At 71.1% G+C, this 18,682-nt stretch carries 13 protein-coding genes and 8 pseudogenes; 18 read left to right on the forward strand and 3 right to left on the reverse strand.

The features are described 5' to 3' along the window. Positions 1–6: 6 nt before the first annotated feature. A pseudogene (locus tag QNO09_RS05485) lies at positions 7–265 on the forward strand (LuxR C-terminal-related transcriptional regulator); the annotation flags it as partial. A gap of 76 nt (positions 266–341) precedes the next feature. Beyond that, a pseudogene (locus tag QNO09_RS05490) lies at positions 342–1,107 on the forward strand (NAD(P)-dependent oxidoreductase); the annotation flags it as partial. A gap of 127 nt (positions 1,108–1,234) precedes the next feature. On the opposite strand, the gene QNO09_RS05495 reads toward QNO09_RS05490, so the two are convergent. Then, positions 1,235–1,651, reverse strand: coding sequence for a pyridoxamine 5'-phosphate oxidase family protein (locus tag QNO09_RS05495; RefSeq protein WP_283968904.1), 417 nt, complete (start codon positions 1,649–1,651; stop codon positions 1,235–1,237). A 117-nt stretch (positions 1,652–1,768) separates the two neighbouring features. On the opposite strand from QNO09_RS05495, the pseudogene QNO09_RS05500 reads away from it, so the two are divergent. The 16 genes and pseudogenes from QNO09_RS05500 to QNO09_RS39855 form a co-directional block, all read left to right on the forward strand. After that, positions 1,769–1,915, forward strand: a pseudogene (locus tag QNO09_RS05500) (respiratory nitrate reductase subunit gamma); the annotation flags it as partial. A 241-nt stretch (positions 1,916–2,156) separates the two neighbouring features. Further along, positions 2,157–2,597, forward strand: coding sequence for a pyridoxamine 5'-phosphate oxidase family protein (locus QNO09_RS05505; protein ID WP_283968905.1), 441 nt, complete (start codon positions 2,157–2,159; stop codon positions 2,595–2,597). Positions 2,598–2,799: 202 nt separating this feature from the next. Continuing rightward, positions 2,800–3,492 carry a response regulator gene (locus tag QNO09_RS05510; RefSeq protein WP_283968906.1) on the forward strand — a complete coding sequence of 231 codons (693 nt, stop codon included), beginning with the start codon at positions 2,800–2,802 and terminating at the stop codon, positions 3,490–3,492. Positions 3,493–3,677: 185 nt separating this feature from the next. After that, the gene (gene gap, locus QNO09_RS05515; protein ID WP_283968907.1) at positions 3,678–4,706 is read left to right on the forward strand and encodes a type I glyceraldehyde-3-phosphate dehydrogenase; all 1,029 of its coding nucleotides are present in this window, start codon (positions 3,678–3,680) and stop codon (positions 4,704–4,706) included. A 121-nt stretch (positions 4,707–4,827) separates the two neighbouring features. Further along, positions 4,828–6,570 (forward strand): GAF domain-containing sensor histidine kinase, encoded by a 1,743-nt coding sequence (locus QNO09_RS05520; protein WP_283968908.1) that lies wholly within the window; start codon positions 4,828–4,830, stop codon positions 6,568–6,570. A 131-nt stretch (positions 6,571–6,701) separates the two neighbouring features. After that, a pseudogene (locus QNO09_RS39850) lies at positions 6,702–7,610 on the forward strand (pyridoxamine 5'-phosphate oxidase family protein). 370 nt (positions 7,611–7,980) lie between these two features. Then, positions 7,981–8,610 carry a DoxX family membrane protein gene (locus tag QNO09_RS05540; RefSeq protein ID WP_283968910.1) on the forward strand — a complete coding sequence of 210 codons (630 nt, stop codon included), beginning with the start codon at positions 7,981–7,983 and terminating at the stop codon, positions 8,608–8,610. 156 nt (positions 8,611–8,766) lie between these two features. Then, on the forward strand, positions 8,767–9,678 hold the full coding sequence (locus tag QNO09_RS05545) for a universal stress protein (RefSeq protein ID WP_283968911.1): 912 nt from the start codon (positions 8,767–8,769) through the stop codon (positions 9,676–9,678). Between the two features lie 21 nt (positions 9,679–9,699). Continuing rightward, a complete protein-coding gene (adhP, locus tag QNO09_RS05550) occupies positions 9,700–10,722 on the forward strand; it encodes an alcohol dehydrogenase AdhP (RefSeq protein WP_283968912.1) in 1,023 nt (340 codons plus the stop codon). Positions 10,723–10,727: 5 nt separating this feature from the next. After that, positions 10,728–11,585, forward strand: a pseudogene (locus QNO09_RS05555) (universal stress protein). Positions 11,586–12,058: 473 nt separating this feature from the next. Then, positions 12,059–14,752, forward strand: a complete 2,694-nt coding sequence (locus tag QNO09_RS05560; RefSeq protein WP_283968913.1) for a bifunctional acetate--CoA ligase family protein/GNAT family N-acetyltransferase — start codon at positions 12,059–12,061, stop codon at positions 14,750–14,752. Between the two features lie 151 nt (positions 14,753–14,903). Beyond that, positions 14,904–15,413 carry a flavodoxin domain-containing protein gene (locus QNO09_RS05565; RefSeq protein WP_283969185.1) on the forward strand — a complete coding sequence of 170 codons (510 nt, stop codon included), beginning with the start codon at positions 14,904–14,906 and terminating at the stop codon, positions 15,411–15,413. Positions 15,414–15,568: 155 nt separating this feature from the next. Further along, positions 15,569–16,198 (forward strand): annotated as a pseudogene (locus tag QNO09_RS05570) (zinc-binding dehydrogenase); the annotation flags it as partial. A gap of 32 nt (positions 16,199–16,230) precedes the next feature. Continuing rightward, positions 16,231–16,605: pseudogene (locus QNO09_RS05575) on the forward strand (pyridoxamine 5'-phosphate oxidase family protein); the annotation flags it as partial. Between the two features lie 203 nt (positions 16,606–16,808). Beyond that, a complete protein-coding gene (locus QNO09_RS05580; protein WP_283968914.1) occupies positions 16,809–17,015 on the forward strand; it encodes an Hsp20/alpha crystallin family protein in 207 nt (68 codons plus the stop codon). Next, entirely contained in the window at positions 17,015–17,176 is a 162-nt protein-coding gene (locus QNO09_RS39855; RefSeq protein ID WP_502962246.1) for an Hsp20 family protein, read from the forward strand. Before QNO09_RS05580 ends, QNO09_RS39855 begins: the two co-directional genes overlap by 1 nt. Before the next feature lie 40 nt (positions 17,177–17,216). Here QNO09_RS39855 and QNO09_RS05585 read toward each other — a convergent pair whose 3' ends face one another. Next, positions 17,217–17,666 carry a flavodoxin domain-containing protein gene (locus QNO09_RS05585; protein WP_283968915.1) on the reverse strand — a complete coding sequence of 150 codons (450 nt, stop codon included), beginning with the start codon at positions 17,664–17,666 and terminating at the stop codon, positions 17,217–17,219. A gap of 28 nt (positions 17,667–17,694) precedes the next feature. Further along, positions 17,695–18,473, reverse strand: a pseudogene (locus QNO09_RS05590) (bifunctional acetaldehyde-CoA/alcohol dehydrogenase); the annotation flags it as partial. Between the last annotated feature and the right edge of the window lie 209 nt (positions 18,474–18,682).

Consider the following 18,682-nt stretch of genomic DNA (forward strand, 5'->3'; position numbering starts at 1 on the left):
CGGAACCGAGCGGTCGCCGCCGGTCAGTCCCTGCTCGACCCGAGCGCCACCACCCGGCTGATGGCCCGGCTGCGTCAAGGGCCCGGAGCCCCAGGAGGAGCCGGACGCCCTACCAGGACTCACCGCCCGCGAGCGGGAGATCCTGGCCCTGGTCGGGGAGGGACTGACCAACCGCCAGATCGGCCAGCGGCTCGTGGAGCGGCGCATCCAGGCCGCGGTCATCGCCACGCAGGCCCAGGACCGGCTGCGGCACGAAGCACGCTGAGCCTTCACACGCGGATGTGCCCGACGGCTCCGCCCTACGGTGGAGGGTGATCAACCGCCCCACGGGAGGAGAGCACATGGAGATCGTCGTGTACGGAGTCCTCGCGGACGAGGAGCCGCTGCTGCACGACGCGTTCGGCAAAGCCCTTGGTGACCGCCATGAGCTGCGCTGCCTACGGCTGTTCCTGAACAGGGACACCGCACCGACCGCGGCCGGTCATGAGGTGGTGCTCAGCAGCGTCAACGACACCCTGGACGCGAACGTGCTGCGCGCTGGCCCGGGGCGGCACGAAGATGATCGCCCAGCGGGCCACCGGCTACAACAACATCGACCTGACGGCGGCCGAGGAGTTCGGGCTGACGGTGGCCCGGGTGTCGTACTACTCGCCGTACTCGGTCGCCGAGTTCGCGTGGGCGCTGGCGCTCGCCGTGGACCGGCGGATCGTGCGGGCCGCGCACCGCACCCGGGAGTTCGACTTCAGGCTCGACGGGCTGATGGGCCGCGACCTTCGGGGCCGGACGGCCGGGGTTGTGGGAACCGGGAAGATCGGAGCCGCGTTCGCCCGGATCGCCCATGGTTTCGGCATGCGGCTGCTGGGCTGGGACGTCGCCGAGAATCCCGACTGCCTGGCTCTGGGTATGGAGTACGTCGAGCGGGAGCGGCTGTTCGCCGAGGCGGACCTGGTCAGCCTGCCCGTGCCGCTGCTGGAAGACACCCACCACCTGGTGGACGCCCGCGCCCTGGCAGCGATGAAGGACGACGCGATCCTGGTCAACTCCAGCCGTGGCGGCCTGGTCGACACCGACGCCCTGCTGGAGACCCTGCGCGCGGGGCGGCTGAGCGCCTGGCACATCGTGTTCCGTCATGGTCGCGTCGGTGTGCGGATTCCGGGTGCTCGGCGGTGCCGCCGGGCTGACACTGGAATCGTCCATTCTGCTGCTGCCCGAGCCTCAGGAGCTGCCACCACGCTCACAGACCCGGCGGGCGAAGCTCCCGGCCGGTGACCATCTCGGATTCGATCCGCACGAACACGGCCCCTGCCATTGGCATCCAGGACGTGGGGCCGTCCCGGGACAGCCGCTCGTGCTCGGCGGGGTCGGTCACCACGGTGGCCCGTCCGGTGACGACCACGCTCCAGCCGGACCGGGTCGCCGCGTCGAACTCGTCCGCCTCGAAGGCGACGACGACGCCGTCGATGGCGCGTACGAGGTCCGAGTCCGGCGAGGTGCACAGCAGGACGGAGGTGTCCGTGTCCAGGGAGAAGTTGACGGGGAGGACCGCGGGCAATGCCTGCCTGGTGTAGACCACGCGGCCAACCGGCACCTTGGCGAGCAGGCGCAAGCTTTCCTGCCGGTCGACTGCGCGAAAGGCGTCGTTCTGGTACATCAGTCCATCGTCCCCGCGGCCGTCGTGTGGGGGTAGGGCCGACCGGCCCTACCCCCACACGACGCGAGGAAGGCCGATCGCAGCCGTTGTTCCGCGGGTGCGCATGCAGACAAGGCGGTACGGGGAGGAGGGTGGTTCCGCTCCATCTTCTACCTCCAGCCCGACCCGGCCCTGATGACCAAAGCCCCGGTGCTCTTCCGACTCCACGCGATCAGCGCCCTACTGTTGTTCGCGGCCTGGCCGTTCACCCGGCTCGTGCGCATCCTCACCCCAAGCTCAGAATTTCCGTCTGTGGCAGGAGGCGGATCTGTCGGTTCCTGTCCGGCGGCGTGACGTCCCCGACGGGACGCGCACCCGCTCCCGGACGTGCGGACCCGTCGATCGCGGTGTGACACGGGGCGTTCTCCGGTACGGCCGGGACCGATGGCCCCTCATTCCCGGGTCGCATCCGGCTCAGGATGGGGTGACGCAGAACCGTGTACCAAGCGAGAGACGGGGCCGGCTGATGTACACCAACGACGGTTTCCACGAACTCGGACGGCAGGAGTGCCTTCGGCGGCTGGCCAAGGTGCCCGTCGGCCGCATCGTCTACACGCGCCAGGCCCTGCCCGCCGTCTTGCCGGTGAACTTCGGTCTGGACGGCGAAGGTGCGGTGGTGCTGCGCACTTCCGCGGCCTCGGAACTGGTCCACGCGATCGACGGTGCGGTGGTCGCCTTCGAGGTCGACGACGTCGACGCGGTCCGGTACTCCGGCTGGAGCGTCATCGTCACCGGAACCGCCGTGGTGGTGACCGACCCCGCCGAGCACGAACGCCTGGCCCGCACCGTTTCGGCCTCCTGGGTGCCCTCACCGCAGGGAGTCTTCGTCCGTATCGAGCCCGAACTGGTCACCGGGCGCGAGCTCGTCGGCGGACGCACCCTGTACGGGGTGGACCTCACCGCCTGAGCCACTCCTTCTGGATTGCATCGCCGCGATCCAGCGCGCCGCACGAACCTGCACGACGCTGCCGGCGGCGGTAGCAAATCCACCAGGTGGGGAATCCGGAGAGTGGAATCCGGTAATCAGGGACCACTGGCCCTGGCCTCCGGTCCCTCGGACGGGGAAGGATTCCCATGGAAACAGAAGAGGACATCACAAGGAGTAACCGATGGCGGACAGTGAGCAGGCCGGCACCGGAGGTCCCATCAGGGTCTTCCTCCTGGACGACCACGAGGTCGTCCGGCGCGGTGTGCACGACTTGCTGAACGACGAGCCGGACATCACGGTGGTCGGCGAAGCCGCCACGGTCGAGCAGGCCCTGGTGCGCGTCCCCGCGCTGCGCCCCGATGTGGCGGTCCTCGACGTCCGCCTGCCCGACGGCGACGGCGTGACCGTGTGCCGTGAACTGCGCTCGAGCATGCCCGAGCTGGCCTGCCTGATGCTGACCTCGTTCGACGACGAGGAGGCCCTGTTGGACTCGATCATGGCAGGTGCGTCCGGGTACGTCCTGAAGCAGATCCAGGGCTCGGACCTGGTCTCAGCGGTGCGCACCGTGGCCCGTGGCCAGTCGCTGCTGGACCCGAGCGCCACGGCCAAGCTGATGGCAAGGTTGCGGGGAGGTCAGAAGCAGGAGGAAGAGCCGGACGCCCTGCCGGGGCTGACCGAGCGGGAGCGGGAGATCCTGGCCCTGATCGGTGAGGGCCTGACCAATCGGCAGATCGGCCAGAAGCTTTATCTGGCGGAGAAGACGGTGAAGAACCACATCTCCCGCCTGCTGGCCAAGCTGGGCGTGGAGCGTCGTATCCAGGCCGCCGTCATCGCCACTCAGGCGCAGGACCGGCTGCGCGGCGAGGGCCGCTGAGGCGGAGCCGGGGGAGCGGAGAGGCCTGCCGACGCCTCCCGCCCCGGCCCGCTGCCGCCGCGCAGGGCCGAACGGCCCCCGGTTCACCCCTCTTGGGCCCAAGCCCGCCCCCCACGACGGCGGAAGGCTGATAGCGCACCCGGACGACACCGGGCATCGCGAACCCGTCGGGGAGGACGAGGGACATGACCGTACGCGTGGGCATCAACGGCTTCGGCCGCATCGGACGCAACTACCTGCGCTGCGCACTGGAGCGCGCGGAGAATCCTGCCGGCACTTCCATCGAGGTGGTGGCGGTCAACGATCTCACCTCGCCGGAGGCACTGGCCCATCTGCTGGCGTACGACTCGACCTATGGGCGGCTCGGCCGCGTCGTCGAGCACGACGACAGTTCGCTGACCGTCGACGGCCACCGCGTCGCCGTCACCGCGGAGCGCGACCCCGGCGCCCTGGCCTGGGGCGACCTCGGCGTGGACGTCGTCATCGAGTCCACCGGCCGCTTCCGCACCCGCGAGCAGGCCGGCCTGCACCTGAGGGCGGGAGCGCGCAAGGTGCTGCTGTCGGTTCCGGGCAAGGGCGTCGACGCCACTGTGGTGATGGGCGTCAATGAAGGAACGTACGACCCGGACCGGCATCACGTGGTTTCCAACGCTTCCTGCACCACCAACTGCGTGGCCCCGATGGTGAAGGTGCTTGACGAACACTTCGGCCTCGTCAAGGGGCTGATGACCACCATCCACGGCTACACCAACGACCAGGTGGTCCTCGACGGCCCGCACAAGGACCTGCGCCGGGGCCGCAGCGCCGCTGTCAACATCATCCCCACCAGTACAGGTGCGGCCCGCGCGGTCGGCCTCGTCCTGCCGGAACTGTCCGGCACCCTGGACGGCATGGCCGTACGCGTCCCCGTCGAGGACGGGTCGCTGACCGACCTGAGCGTGGTGCTCGACCGGCCGGCGACCGCCGACGAGGTCAACGCGGCCTTCCGGGAGGCCGCCGACGGGCCGCTGAAGGGCACCCTGCGGGTGTCCGACGCGCCGATCGTCTCCCGCGACGTCGTGGGGGACCCCGCCTCGTGCGTCCTGGACGCCCCGCTGACCCAGGCCCACGGCGATCTGGTGAAGGTCTTCGGCTGGTACGACAACGAGTGGGGGTACACCAACCGGCTGCTCGACCTCACGGAGTACGTCGCCGCGAGGTTGCCGCGGACCTGACCCGGCCTGGCGTGCTCTCCCTCCTGGCGGGGCTGATCTCGTGTCCTCCTCGCGCGCCGACCGCTACCGTGGCAGATGAGCGGACGGCGGTCGGCTCTACGCGGATAGTGGGAGGATCACGTTGCCAAGCTCCGAGGAGGCTCCGAAGGCCCAGGTAAAGCTGCCCCAGCTCAGGCTGGACGAGCTGCTGGAGGAGTTGCAGGCCCGCATCGACGCGGCCCGGGGGACCCAGGACCGGGTGCACAGTCTGCTGGAAGCGGTGCTGTCGGTCGGCCGGGAACTCGACCTGGAGCAGGCGCTGTACAGCATCGTGGAGGCCGCGACGGCACTGGTGGACGCGCAGTACGGCGCACTCGGTGTGATCGGCCCGGACGGCAAGCGGCTGTCGGCCTTCCACACGGTCGGCGTCAGCGAGGACCAGATCGCCCGCATCGGGAACTACCCGGAGGGGCACGGCATCCTGGGTGAGCTGATCCGCCACCCCGAGCCGCTGCGCCTGCCGAAGCTCTCCGAGCATCCGGCCTCCTACGGTTTCCCGCCGCACCATCCTCCGATGAACACGTTCCTGGGCGTTCCCATCCGGGTCAGAAACCAGGTGTTCGGCAACCTGTACCTGACCGAAAAGCGGGGCGGGACCGACTTCGACGACGAGGACGAGGCCGTCCTGTCCACCCTCGCCGTGGCCGCTGGCGTCGCCATCGACAACGCCCGTCTGTACGAGGAATCCCGGCTGCGTGAGCGGTGGCTGCAAGCGAACGCCGAGATCACCCACAGCCTGATGTCCGGCGGCGACCAAGCGGAGGTACTGCGGCTGATCGCCGAGCGAGCGCGGGACATCACCGGCGCCGGACTCGCCGTGGTCGCGGTGCCGATGAAAGACACGGATACGCTCACCGTGGAGCTGGCCATCGGCCGGCAGGCGGAGGCCCACCGCGGACTGGTGCTGCCCGTCGAGGGCAGCCTCATCGGGCGGGCCTTCGCCGACGTGGCACCGGTGACCAGCCCGAGCGTCTCCCAGGACGACGGGATCTCGGCTGGTTCGCCGCGTTTTTCAGGCCTGGGTCCGGCCGTCGCCGTGCCCGTGGGGACGGGGGACGGCGTACGCGGGGTCGTGCTGCTGGTGCGTGAGGCGGGCGCGAACGAGTTCACCCAGAAGGAGATGGAGCCGCTGCAGGGCTTCGCCGCGCAGGCCGCGGTCGCCATGGAACTCGCCGAACGCCGTAAGGACGCCGAACAGATCGCTGTTCTTGAAGATCGCGACCGGATCGCCCGGGACCTGCACGACCTGGCCATCCAGCGGCTGTTCGCCACCGGGATGACCCTGCAGAGCGCCGGCCGCCTCATCGAGCACGCGCAGGCCTCGGAGCGCGTGTTGCGGGCCGTTGACGACCTCGATGAAACCATCAAGATCATTCGGTCGACGATCTTCGGCCTGCGCACGCGCGACGACGACGCGGCCCCCAGCCTGCGGGCCCGAGCGGTACGCGTGGTCGGTGAGGCCGCGCCCGTCCTGGGCTTCGCGCCCAGTGTGCGCATGGAGGGACTGCTCGACACCCATGTTCCGAAGGAGACCGCCGACCACATCGTGGCCGTGCTGTCCGAGTCCCTCACCAACATCGCCCGCCACGCGCACGCCGACCGCGCCGAGGTGGTGCTGGAGACCGACGGCAACGAGGTGCGCCTCACGGTCACCGACAACGGTGTGGGCGTACCCGAGGGGGGCCGCCGCAGCGGCCTCGCCAACATGGCCGAGCGGGCCAGGAAGCTCGGCGGGGACATGGAACTCGCCGGCCGGGACGGCGGCGGTACACGACTGCGGTGGCACGCCCCGGTGAGGGAAGGGCAGGGCCCCTCGGGTAGGTGATCAGCCCCGAGGCACCAGGTGCCTTTGGGCGGGAAGGACGCCGGGACGCCACCCAGTGGTGCGGGACCCTGCTCGGCGTGACCCTGGAAGGGCGAGCCAAGAGCGGACCCACCGAGGTAAACGGCACCGTCATGCACGCTCAGCTGGGCGATCTGCTGATCGTCGAAAGTCCGGCCTCCGGCACCGCTCGACGCGACGGCGAGATCGTCGGGCTGCACCACGACGACGGAACGCCCCCGTACGACGTGCGATGGTCGGACACGGGCCAGGTCACGCTCGTGTTCCCCGGGCCGGACGCACACGTCCAGCACCTCCACACCGAGGCCGCAGCGCCAGGCGGGACGACGGACCCGAGCACGACAGCCGCCACCGCGACCCGCCCCCCGCAGCGCAGCGACGCAGCCCGGGGACGTGGGGCGGCGCGTGGCGGCCGCACGTCGGCGACAAGGCCTCAGCCGGGAGGAAACGGCCCGCCGCGCCCACATGGCGCCGGAGTACCTCGCCTACCTGGAGGAACATCCTTCGGATCCCAGTCTGGCGACGCTGCTGCGACTGGCCGACGCCCTCGGCACCCGGCTCGTCGAACCCGGGGCGGTGACCAGGATCTGCCACCAGGGCAGGGGCACGCCCTCCTGCACCCCCGCCTGAGGGAACTCAGCCAGGAGGAGTGCCGCACCCTGCTGTCCACGCACGGTGTGGGGCGCGTTTCTGTGACCACCCCTGACGGCCCGGCCGTGCTCCCGGTCAACTACGACGTGGTCGACGACGCCCTCGTCTTCCGCACCTCGCCGGACGAGGCTCCCGCCGCGGCCGTCGGCACGGAGGTCGCCTTCGAGGTGGACCACATCGACGATGCGATGAGCCAGGGCTGGAGCGTTCTCGCGGTCGGCCGGGCCGAGGCCGTCAGAGACCCCGACGAGGTGCGCCGCCTGGACACGCGGGCCCATACCGATCCGTGGCCGGGGGAAGGACGCACGTTGTGGGCGATGATCCGGCCCGTCCGCGTGACAGGGCGTCGTATCACGCCGGCGGACCGGTGAGCGGATCACCCGGCCTCCAGCCCCTCGCGGGCCGTGCAAAGTGGCCAGGTGGGCCTGACGGGGCGGGCCGCGGGCGACACACCAGGGCTGAGGGCTGAGTGGCCTGAACCCGGTGGCGGCTCTCCGCCGCGCAGGGCCACGCCCAACACCAGGCACAGCTGTCCGGTTCGCGGCACGAGCGCGGCGGACCGGACAGCCGGCCCGCCGCCTTGGGACCCGCCGGGTTCGTCGTATCGCGCTGAACGGCCCCCCGGCCCAGGGCCGTTCAGCCCGCGGTCGTGGACCTTCGGCCTCCGGTGCGAACCGGCGCCGCCCATGAAAGTGAACGGTGTCAGGAACCAACCGGACCATCCCCGAAGGGATCACCGTCATGGCCGTGCACGATCACTCACACCGGAGTGCGGGTCTCCACCTGCCGTCGTTCCGAGGGAACAGGACGTCCACCGCACCCGAGTCCGCCGTGTCGGCACGCGACGACACGCACACCGCGCGGGCCTACGTCTTCGGTTCGGTGCGCCTCCTCATGGGTTTCGTCTTCCTGTGGGCCTTCCTGGACAAGACGTTCGGCTTTGGTTACGCCACCCCGTCCGGCAAGGGCTGGATCGACGGCGGATCGCCGACGAAGGGGTTCCTCGGCTCAGTGTCCGTCGGGCCGATGGAGTCGACGTTCCACGAGTGGGCCGGCGCGGCCTGGGCGGACTGGCTGTTCATGCTCGGCCTGCTGGGCATCGGCCTGGCACTGGTCGCCGGGATCGGACTGCGCCTGGCCGCGATGGCGGGGACCGCGATGATGGCGCTGATGTGGGTCGCGGAGTGGCCACCGGCCCAGCACCTCTCGGACGGTTCGCCGAGCATGTCGACGAACCCCTTCGCCGACTACCACCTCGTCTACGCCGCCGTCCTGATCGCCCTGGCCGCCGTCTCCGCGGGCGACACCCTGGGGGCCGGCCGGCTCTGGGCCAGGCTCCGGTTCGTCCGCGACAACGGCTGGCTGCGCTGAACGCGGGGATTGCGGTGGGCTCGCCACCGGGCCCACCGCCCGGGCGGTGGGAGGGACGGTCGGGTCCCGGTCCGGGACCAGTGGCCCCTGCACTGCCCGCCGCCCGCGCACGACCCTCGAATCGGACCCCTTGCTTCACTTCTGGAGGTTGAGAGCATGTCCCGCACGATCACCGTAGGTCTCGACGGCTCGTCCGAGAGCCGGGCCGCCGCCGAGTGGGCGGCCAGGGAAGCGAAGCTACGCGGGCTGGCGCTCAAGCTCGTCCATGTCTGGCAGCCGGTGCCGGTGCCGGAGCCGATGGCCCAGGCACCGCTCCTCGGTGCCGAGACCCACCAGCACTGGACCGAGCGGATCCCGCGCGAAGCCGCCGCGGGTCTGCGGTTGCGGCACCCGGGCGTCGAGGTGAGCACGGAGCAGCTCTCCGGCAACGCCGCCGAGGCGCTGTGCTCGGCGGCGGAGGAGTCCGCGCTGCTGGTCCTGGGGTCGCGCGGCATGAGCGGGATCGGCGGGTTCCTGGTCGGCTCCGTCGGCCAGGCCGTCCTGGCGCACGCCGAGCTGCCGGTCGTCCTGGTGCGCGCGGGAGAGCAGGCCGCCGACGAGCACGAGATGGACCCCACCGGCATTCCGTCGGCGGCGGCCCCTTACCGGCCCGTCGTGCTCGGCATGGACACCGGCCGGCCGGATGAAGGACTGATCGAGTTCGCCTTCGACGCGGCGGTGCGCCGCGCCACGTCCCTGAGGGTCGTCCACGGCTGGAACCCGCCGCCCCACTACGCCTACGGCTTGTCAGCCGACCCCGGATTTCACGACACCCTCGCCCAGAGCGAGGCCGCCGGCCTGGCGGAGGTGCTGCGCCCGTGGCGGCAGAAGTTCCCGGACGTCGAGGTTCTGGAGGAGTCCCGCTCCGGCAGCCCGGCCCTGCACCTGATCGACGCCTCCCGCGAGGCATCCCTCGTCGTCGTGGGCCGCCGGGTCCGCCGCAACCCGCTCGGCGCCCACATCGGTCCCGTCACGCACGCCGTCCTGCACCACGCCACCGCGCCCGTCGCCGTCGTCCCGCACGACTGAGCATCCTGAGGAGAAGCAACCATGAAGGCAGCAGTCGTCCGGGCCTTCGGTGAACCGCTGGTCATCGAGGAGCGCCCCGACCCCGAGCCCGGCCCCGGCCAGATCCGTGTCCGTCTCGAGGCGTCCGGGCTGTGCCACACCGACATCCACGCCGCGCACGGGGACTGGCCGGTCAAGCCGAACCCGCCGTTCGTGCCCGGGCACGAGGGCGTGGGTCTGGTGGAGGCCCTCGGCGAGGGCGTCACCCACCTGGCCGTCGGGCAGCGGGTCGCGGTGCCCTGGCTGGGCCGGGCCTGCGGGCGGTGCGAGCACTGCCTGTCCGGCTGGGAGACGCTGTGCGAGCAGCAGATCAACACCGGCTATGGCTGCGACGGGGGATACGCGGAGAAGATGCTGGCTTGGGCCGACTTCGCCCAGCTGGTGCCTGAGGGCGTCACCCCGTTCGACGCGGCCCCGCTGACCTGCGCGGGCGTGACGACGTACAAGGCCCTGAAGGTCGCCGACGTCCGGCCCGCCCAGCTCGTCGCGATCTCCGGCGTCGGCGGCCTCGGACACCTGGCCGTGCAGTACGCGAAGATCGCCGGAGCCACCGTCGCCGCGATCGACGTCACCGACGACAAACTGCGGCTTGCCCGTGAGCTGGGTGCCGATCTCGTCATCGACGCCCGCAAGGACGACGTGGGAGCGGTGCTGAAGCGACACGGCGGTGCGCACGCGGCGATCGCGCTCGCGGTGAACGAGGCCGCGTTCACGGCGGTCAACTCCGGTCTGCGCCGGGGCGGCAAGCTGGTGATGGTGGCGCTGCCCGCACGCGGCACGATCCAGGTGCCGATCTTCGACACGGTCCTGAACGGCACCAGTGTGATCGGCTCGATCGTCGGCACCCGGCAGGACCTCGCCGAGGTCTTCCAGCTCCACGCGGCCGGCCGGACGAAGGTCATCTACGAGACCCGCCCGCTCGCCGCCGTCAATGACTCCATCGACGAGGTGCTGCGCGGCGAGGTCAAGGCCCGCATCGTCTTCGACCTGGGAGTACGGTCATGAACACCATGGGCCTTCCGCTCGTCGTCGGCGTCGACGGATCCGAGCCGAGCCTGCGGGCCGTGGACTGGGCAGCCGACGAGGCCGCCCTGCGCGGGGCGCCTTTGCGGCTGGTGAACGCCTCGCTGTGGGAACGGTATGAAGGCGCCGCACTCGCGCGTGACCTCGGCAAGTCGTCCGGACGGGGCATCGCCGAGGACATCGTCGAGACCGCGGCGCGGCGCGCCCGCCGGCGCGCTGCGGACGTGAAGATCTCCACCGCCGTGCTCCCCGAGGAGCCTGAGTGCGCGCTGGTGCGCGAGGGACGGAACGCTTCCGCACTGGTCCTGGGCACCCGTGGCCGCGGAGACATCGCCAACCTGCTGCTCGGCTCCGTCAGCCTGACCGTGGCATCTCACGCGTCCGCCCGGTGATCGTCGTGCGTGGCAACCACGACAACCAGGCCAGGGTCGGGCTGCGCGGCCGCATCCTCCTCGGAGTCGGCGACGCATCGACGGCTGCTGTCGACTTCGCCTACCAGGAGGCGAAGAGGCGTGGGGTGCCGCTGGACGCCGTCCGCGCCTGGCGCTGTCCCGCGCACGAGACCACCGACCACCCCCTGCTCGCGGGCGAGCCCACGCGCCTGCACGAGGAGCAGGCTGCCAAGGTGCTGGAAGCGGCCCTGAAAGATGCTCCGGCGGACATGGAGCTGCACCGGCGCACGATCGAGGGACCCGCTCGCAGGGTGCTCCTCGCCGCCTCGTACGAGGCCAGACCTCCTCGTTGTCGGGGCCCGGCGCCGACAGCCCGGGCACCTCGGCCGCGTCGCCCACACCGTCCTGCACCACTCCGCCTGTCCGGTGGCGGTCGTATCCGAGCGGGCGTGAGGTCAAAGGCCCCAACGTGGTCGGGGACGTATCGCTGCCGCTCGCGCTCGGTCGGCTGCGGCAGGGCGACTGCCCGCCGCCTCCGGTCCTCACGACGGCAAGCCAGCCGAGTGCTCTCCGCCTTCACCCACTCCTGCAGTTTCACCAGCTCCGTCTGCAGACGCACGAGTGCTGCCCGCGTACGCCGTACGCGGCAGTTTCGCCGCCTTCTTGCAGGCCCTGCAGCCTCCTCACCGGTGACCCGGTCATCCACCGCTGGGTACTCGCCCAAGGTGGAACATCGGAGCGCCACGGTACTGACCGCCGACAGACCGCGCACCCGGAGGGCGCGCCCCTGCGAGCGGCGACCGAATCGACGAGCGTGGCGGGGCGATGGGGCCGACCGGCCCTCGGATCGGTCCCGGACAGCCCATGGGTCCCCGCGGCGAACCGCTGGATGCTCGAAGAGTCGAGAGACTTGGAGGAGAGCCGCGATGACGGACGACGTGCTCAACCGACCCCCTGTCCACGCCCTGCTCACGGACGGCACCACCGTGTGCATCCGTCCTGTGCTGCCCGGCGACCACGATCAGCTGGAGGGGCTGTACGAGGAGATGTCCCCGGAGAACCTGCGCCTGAGGTTCTTCGCGGTGAGCCGCAGTTCCGCCACCGCGGCCGCCGATCGAGCCTGTGCGTCGGCACGGCCCGGCTACCGGGCACTGCTGGCCGAGACGAAGGGCCAGGTGATCGGCCTCGCCGAGTACGACACCGGGGGCGGCAGGGGCTCGGCCGAGATCTCCGTCGCCGTCGCCGACGGGCTGCACCACCGGGGCGTGGGCACCCTGCTTGTCGAACACCTGGTCTCGGCGGCCCGGTCGGACGGCGTCACCGCCTTCACGGCCGACGCGCTGAGCGAGAACCGCGAAGTCCTCAGGCTCTTCACCGACCTCGGCCTGGACGTGACCCGGCGCTTCGAGGGCGCCGAGGTGCGCTGCACGATAGCCCTCGACGAGGACGACGCCTACCTGACGGCGGTGGAGGCCCGAGGCCGGGCCGCCGACGTGGCCAGCCTCGTACCGTTGCTGCGGCCGAAGGCTGTGGCCGTCGTCGGCGCCGGCCGCAAGCCCGGCTCGGTCGGCCGCGCCCTGCTCCACCACCTGCACGCCGGCGGTTACACCGGGCGCCTGTTCGCGGTGAACCCCAGCGCCACCAACATCCTGGGCGTGCCTTCCTACCCCTCGATCACCGCCCTGCCCAGGACGCCCGACCTCGTGGTGATCGCCGCGCCCGCTCCCGCGGTCCCGAGCGTCGCAGAGGAGTGCGGCAAGGCGGGCGTACGGGCCCTCGTGGTCGTCTCCGCAGGCCTCGACGGTACCCGGGCGCAGGCGCTCCTGACCGCTTGCCGTACCCACGGCATGCGCCTGGTAGGCCCCAACTGCCTCGGCATCTCCAACACCGACCCGGACCTGGGCCTGGACGCGACGTTCGCCGCCGGTCACCCGAAACCCGGCAGCGCGGGCGTGGCCGTGCAGTCCGGTGGTGTGGGCATCGCCCTGCTCGACGGGCTGTCCCGCCTGGGCATCGGCGTGTCCACGTTCGCCTCCCTCGGCGACAAGTTGGACGTCAGTGGCAACGACATGCTCCAGTGGTGGGAGAGCGACGGCCGCACCGACCTCGCCCTGCTGCACCTGGAGTCCTTCGGTAACCCGCGGGCTTTCTCCCGCACCGCCCGGCGCGTCACCCGCCGCATGCCCGTCCTCACCGTCGACGCCGGCCGCACCGACGCGGGCCGACGGGCCGCCGCCTCACACACGGCGGCCGCCGCCACCCGCACCATGACCCGGCAGGCCCTCTTCACCCAGGCCGGCATCACCGCCACCCACTCGATCGGCGAACTCCTCGCCACCGCAGCCCTGTTCCACACCCAGCCGCACCCGGCGGGGACCCGCGTCGCCATCGTCACCAACGCCGGCGGCGCGGGCGTGCTGACCGCCGACGCCTGCGCCGAAGCGGGGCTCGTCCTGCCGCAGTTCACACCCGGACTCGTCGACGACCTGCTGGCCGTACTGCCTTCCGGTGCGGCCGTCGGCAATCCCGTGGACGCCACCGCGGCCGTATCGGAGGACCAACTGCGCGAGTGCGTCGACCGGCTCCTGACGTATCCGGGGATCGACGCCGTGCTGCTCGCCCTCGTCCCCACCGCGGTTGCCTCGGCGACAGGTGACGATCTGGTCCGGGCCCTCACCGCAGGACCGGGACGACAGGCGCGGCCGGTCGCCCTCGTCCGCCTGGAGCAGGACGTGGCGGTCAACCTGCTGCCCGCCGTCGGCGGCGGCACCATCCCCTCGTACGCCGAACCCCAGGCGGCGGCACGGGCCCTGGCCCACGCCGCCCGGCGGGCTGCCTGGCTCGCCCGCCCGGCCGGCACCCTACCGGCTCTCGACGGCGTCGACACCGGCCGCGCCCGCAAGATCACTGGGACGTACCTCGCCTCGCATCCGGACGGTGGCTGGCTCGACCCACTCACCTGCGCAGACCTGCTGGCCTGCTACGACATCCCCCAGCTGCCGTGGGCATGGGCCGACACGGAGGGCGACGCCGTCCACGCCGCCGAACGGCTGGGCGGTGTCGACGGCCGGGTGGTCATGAAGGCCCACTGGCCTGGACTGGTGCACAAGAGCGAGCAGCACGCGGTCCACCTCGACCTGCGGGGCGAGGACCAGGTCCGTGCCGCCTACCAGGACTTGGAGAGCCGGTTCGCCGGGCTGATGACCGGGGTGGTCGTGCAGCCGCTCGCCGAACGCGGCACCGAGCTGTTCGCCGGAGTCGCCCAGGACGACGTCTTCGGGCCGCTCGTCCTGTTCGGGCTCGGTGGGACGGCTACGGAGGTGCTCGCCGATCACGCCGCCCGCCTCGCCCCGCTCACGGACCACGACGTGCACGACCTCATCACCGCCCCGCGCTGCGCCCCGCTGCTGTTCGGCGCGCGCGGCAACGGACCCGTGGACCTCGAAGGCCTGGAACAGGTCCTCCTGCGGCTGTCCCGCATGGCGGAGGACCTGCCGCAACTCGCCGAGGCCGACTTCAACCCGGTCCTCGCCACACCCGGCCAGGTCATGGTGCTCGACGCGCGGATACGCCTCCTGCCGCGCAGGCCCAAGGACCCCTATCTGCGCCGACTGCGCTGAGGAGGAACCGGCATGAAGTGGCCCGGCGACATGCGGAGCGGCTGCCAGTGCTCGACGATCCCTTGCCATGACCCGGCCGATCGACGGCGGGGTCGACGTCGTCGACAAGCTCACCCACCGGCTCGACGACTGTGAAAGGAGGCGAACCACCATGCCGAGCAACGTGTTGGTCGCCTACGGAACAACCAACGGATCGACCGCGGAGATCGCCGAAGCCGTGGCCGCCGTCTTGCGCAAGGAAGGGCTCGCGGCCGAGGCGCTGCCTGCCCGGTCCGTGACGAGCGTGTCGCCGTACGACGCCGTCGTGGTCGGTGGCGGGCTGTACGCCGGGCGCTGGCACAAGGACGCCCGCCGCTTCGTGCGGCGACACGGCAGGTCCTTGGCCGGTCGGCCGGTGTGGTTCTTCAGCAGCGGGCCGCTCGATGCCTCGGCGTCGGAGCGGGACATCCCGCCTGTGCCCGGCGTACGGCGCGCCATGGACAAGTTGGACGTCGCCGAGCACGTCACTTTCGGAGGACGCCTTGCGGAAGGCGCGAAAGGACGCATCGCCCGGATGATCCTGCGTTCCGGGAAGGGCGGGGACTTCCGCGACTTCGACGTGATCGAGGCCTGGGCCGCGCGGGTGGCCAAGGAGCTCACCGACGGAGAGAAGAACCGCTAGCGGAACGTTCCGACGATCGGCCCTTGGTGCCTGTGCGCAGGCGGGTACCGGGGGCCCGCCGTCTTGCGTCAGGGCGTTTACGCCGACGAGATGGTCAGAGACTCTCCCACGCCGGGCCGTGCCAGGTGGGTGGTGAACCAGTCGGCGGCCAGATCCGGGCCGACATCTTCCCGACGGCGTACGAGGTCGGCGTGCTCAACGGAAAGGTCCGTCCAGGAGACACCGTCGTGGTCGTTGGGGCCGGCCCCATCGGGCTGGCGGCCATCGCCACCGCCCGGCTGTTCGCGCCCGAGCGGATCGTCGCCGTCGACCTGGCCGCCTCCCGGCTGGAGGCCGCCAGGCGGCTCGGGGCGGATGCCGTGGCCGACGTCCGGGAAGCCCCCGAGCAGCTGATCGCCGACCTCACCGAAGGGCTGGGTGCCGACGTGGTCATCGAGGCGGTCGGCGTGCCGGAGAGCTTCGAGCTGTGCACGCGCGTGGTGCGGCCCGGCGGCCACGTGGCCAACGTCGGTGTGTACGGCAAGCCCGTGACTCTGCACCTGGAAGACCTGTGGATCAAGAACGTGACGATCACCACAGGGCTGGTCGGCACGCACTCCACGCCGACCCTGCTGCGGATGGCGTCCGCCGGACGGCTCCCGACGTCGCAATTGGTCACCCACACCTTCCCGCCGGACCAGATGGAGGAGGCGTACGACGTCTTCCGCGACGCCGCCGGGACCGGTGCCCTGAAGGTGGTCCTCGGCGGACAACAGCACGACGCCGTCGCTGTGCGGGCGGCCTGACGCCGGCCCCGGCCCTTCTCCGGGAGCTGGCTATGTACGCAAACTACGGATTCCGCGAACTGGAACGGCAGGAGTGCCTGCGTCTGCTGGCACAGGTGCCGGTGGGACGCATCGTCCACACATGCCGGGCTCTCCCCTCGGTGCTGCCGGTCACTTCTGTCTGGACTACGACGGCGCGGTGGTCGCCTTCGAGGCCGACGAGGTGCACGCGGTCGCTCACTCGGGCTGGAGCGTCGTCGTCACCGGTTCCGCCTCGGTGGTGACCGATCCTGCCGAGCACGAGCGCCTCGCCCGGGACCGGCCCTCGCTCCTGGGTGCCGTGGCCCGAGGAGGTCTTCGTGCGCATCGAGCCGGAGTTGGTCACCGGCCGGGAGCTCGTCGGCGGACGCACTCTGTACGGAGTGGATGTCCAGCTTGAGGCGCTGCGCCTGAGCGACGTCCAACGGCAGCGGTCACGGCCTCTCGTGCGGCGTGCCCTCGAGGACAACGCCGACGCGACCGTACCGGTCTGCGGCGACGCCCGAACCCTGGATGCGACGGCTCGCAGAGCGGTGCAGTTCGGCAATCTGTCGGTTCAGGACGAGCGGCACACGCAAGAGGATTCCCCGTGATGGACACTCTTCCCGAAACGCACGGCATCCATGTGGAAGAGCGCCTGACGGACGGGACGTATGTACTGCTGGCCGCGCTTCCCGGGGTCAACCCCAGCGATGGCATCGAGATCACGGTCACGGGAGGTGTGCTGGACCTGCGTGCCCAGGCATCGAGATCACGGTCACGGGAGGTGTGCTGGACCTGCGTGCCCAGCGCAGCGTGATGACCGCGGGGAAACCGAGGCAACAAGGTCCCTTACGGCCACCTTCTCCGCTGCCGGCCGGGGCGAAGGGTGACGAGGTGGCGGCGGAGTACAAGCATGGTGTCCTGACCATCACGGTGCCGGTGCCGCCGGCCGACCACCGCCGCTTCCTCCGCTCCTGAACCAGCGATCGTCACGGGCGACCGAGGTGTCCGAACCGGCTCAGCCATGAGTCAGCTCGGCCGCGATTTCCGCCGTCCACGCGTCAATGGCGTCCCAGTCCCGGTAGTCACCGAACCGGCCGCCCACCACGCGGAAGAAGATCCTGTCCGTGCGCGGAAGCTGGGCCGGTGTGAGGACGCCCGAGAACAGACGGTGCCCCCGGTACGCCAGACCGGCGGGCAGGTCTCGCTCGATCACCGGAATCTCCTTCGTGACCAGGCGCTTCCACGGCCCCCGCAGCGCAGCCGGCATCCCGACGCTGAAGATCCATACCGGTCGCATGCCCAGTACGTCGCGGTTGTCCCGTATGAAGGCTCTCGCCGGGGTCAGCCAGCGCTGGCTGTGAACCGCGCTTCCGAGGACGAACGCCTCATAGGTGTCGGCGTCGTCGACCTCCGCCATGGGACGCGCCCGCGCTGCAAGTCCCGCTCGGCGCAGCTGGGCAGCCATCCGCTCGGCGATCTGCCGGGTGGAGCCGTGCCTGCGGCTCGAAGTAGATCTTCGGCGGGACCTTGAACCACTGGAGGTTGTTGCGCCGGGTGGAGACCCGCTTGACGTTCAGCAACTGGGCCGCGGAGACGTTGTTGGAGACGGAGGTGCTCCCCCAGGATCCGCAGCCCAGCGTGAGCGACGGCAGCAGTCCGTTGTAGACACCGCCGATGGCTCCCTGGGAGGACGGGGCGTTGACGATGACCCGTACGGTCTTCATCCGCCTGCCGTACGCCTCGGCGAGGGCGGGGTCCTCGGTGTGGATGACGGCGCTGTGGCCCTGACCGTGGAAGGCCACCATGTCGGCGGCCAGGTCGAAGCCCTGCCGCTCGTCCTCGGCACGCAGCACGGCCAGCACCGGGCAGAGCTTCTCTCGGGTCAACGGCTCGTGCGCGCCCACCCGTTCGGCCTCGACCAGGATGATCGAGGTGTCGGCGGGAACGGTGAACCCGGCCTGCTCGGCGATCCACGACGGACTCTGCCCCACGGCCGCCGAACGTGCTCGCAGGCGAACATGTTCTTGGCCGCCTTGTCCTCGAAGACGCCGCGCATGGTCTCCTCCACCGCCAGCAGCGCCAGCGCGGTGTGCTGGTCGAGGGCGGCGACCGACGCCTTCTTGACGATGTGGTCGACCTGCTCCTGGGTGAGGGCCTCGTAGTCGTCGAGTGCCTTGAGCGCGGCCGTCACGAGACGGTCCACGGCGATGGTGGTGTCGGACGGCGCGGCAGTGGTGGCCGGGTCCGCGGTTCCGCCGTCGTGTCGGGTCATGGGGAGTGCGCCTCCGTTGTGAGGGGCCGCCGTGGATGTACGGCGGCGGATGGGCGGGAGCCGCGCCGCGAGTGAAGGGCACCGCTCACGGTTTCCACTGTCCAGCGCTTCGTGGCGCCGCCCCAGGCGCCGAAGGTCCCCGTCCGAGACCGTCAGGCCCGGGCCGCCAGGGCCGGGTGGCCCACCATTGGCCGGGCTTCGGCGCCGGC

This window comes from Streptomyces sp. 378, assembly GCF_030124145.1.
Taxonomy (GTDB): domain Bacteria; phylum Actinomycetota; class Actinomycetes; order Streptomycetales; family Streptomycetaceae; genus Streptomyces.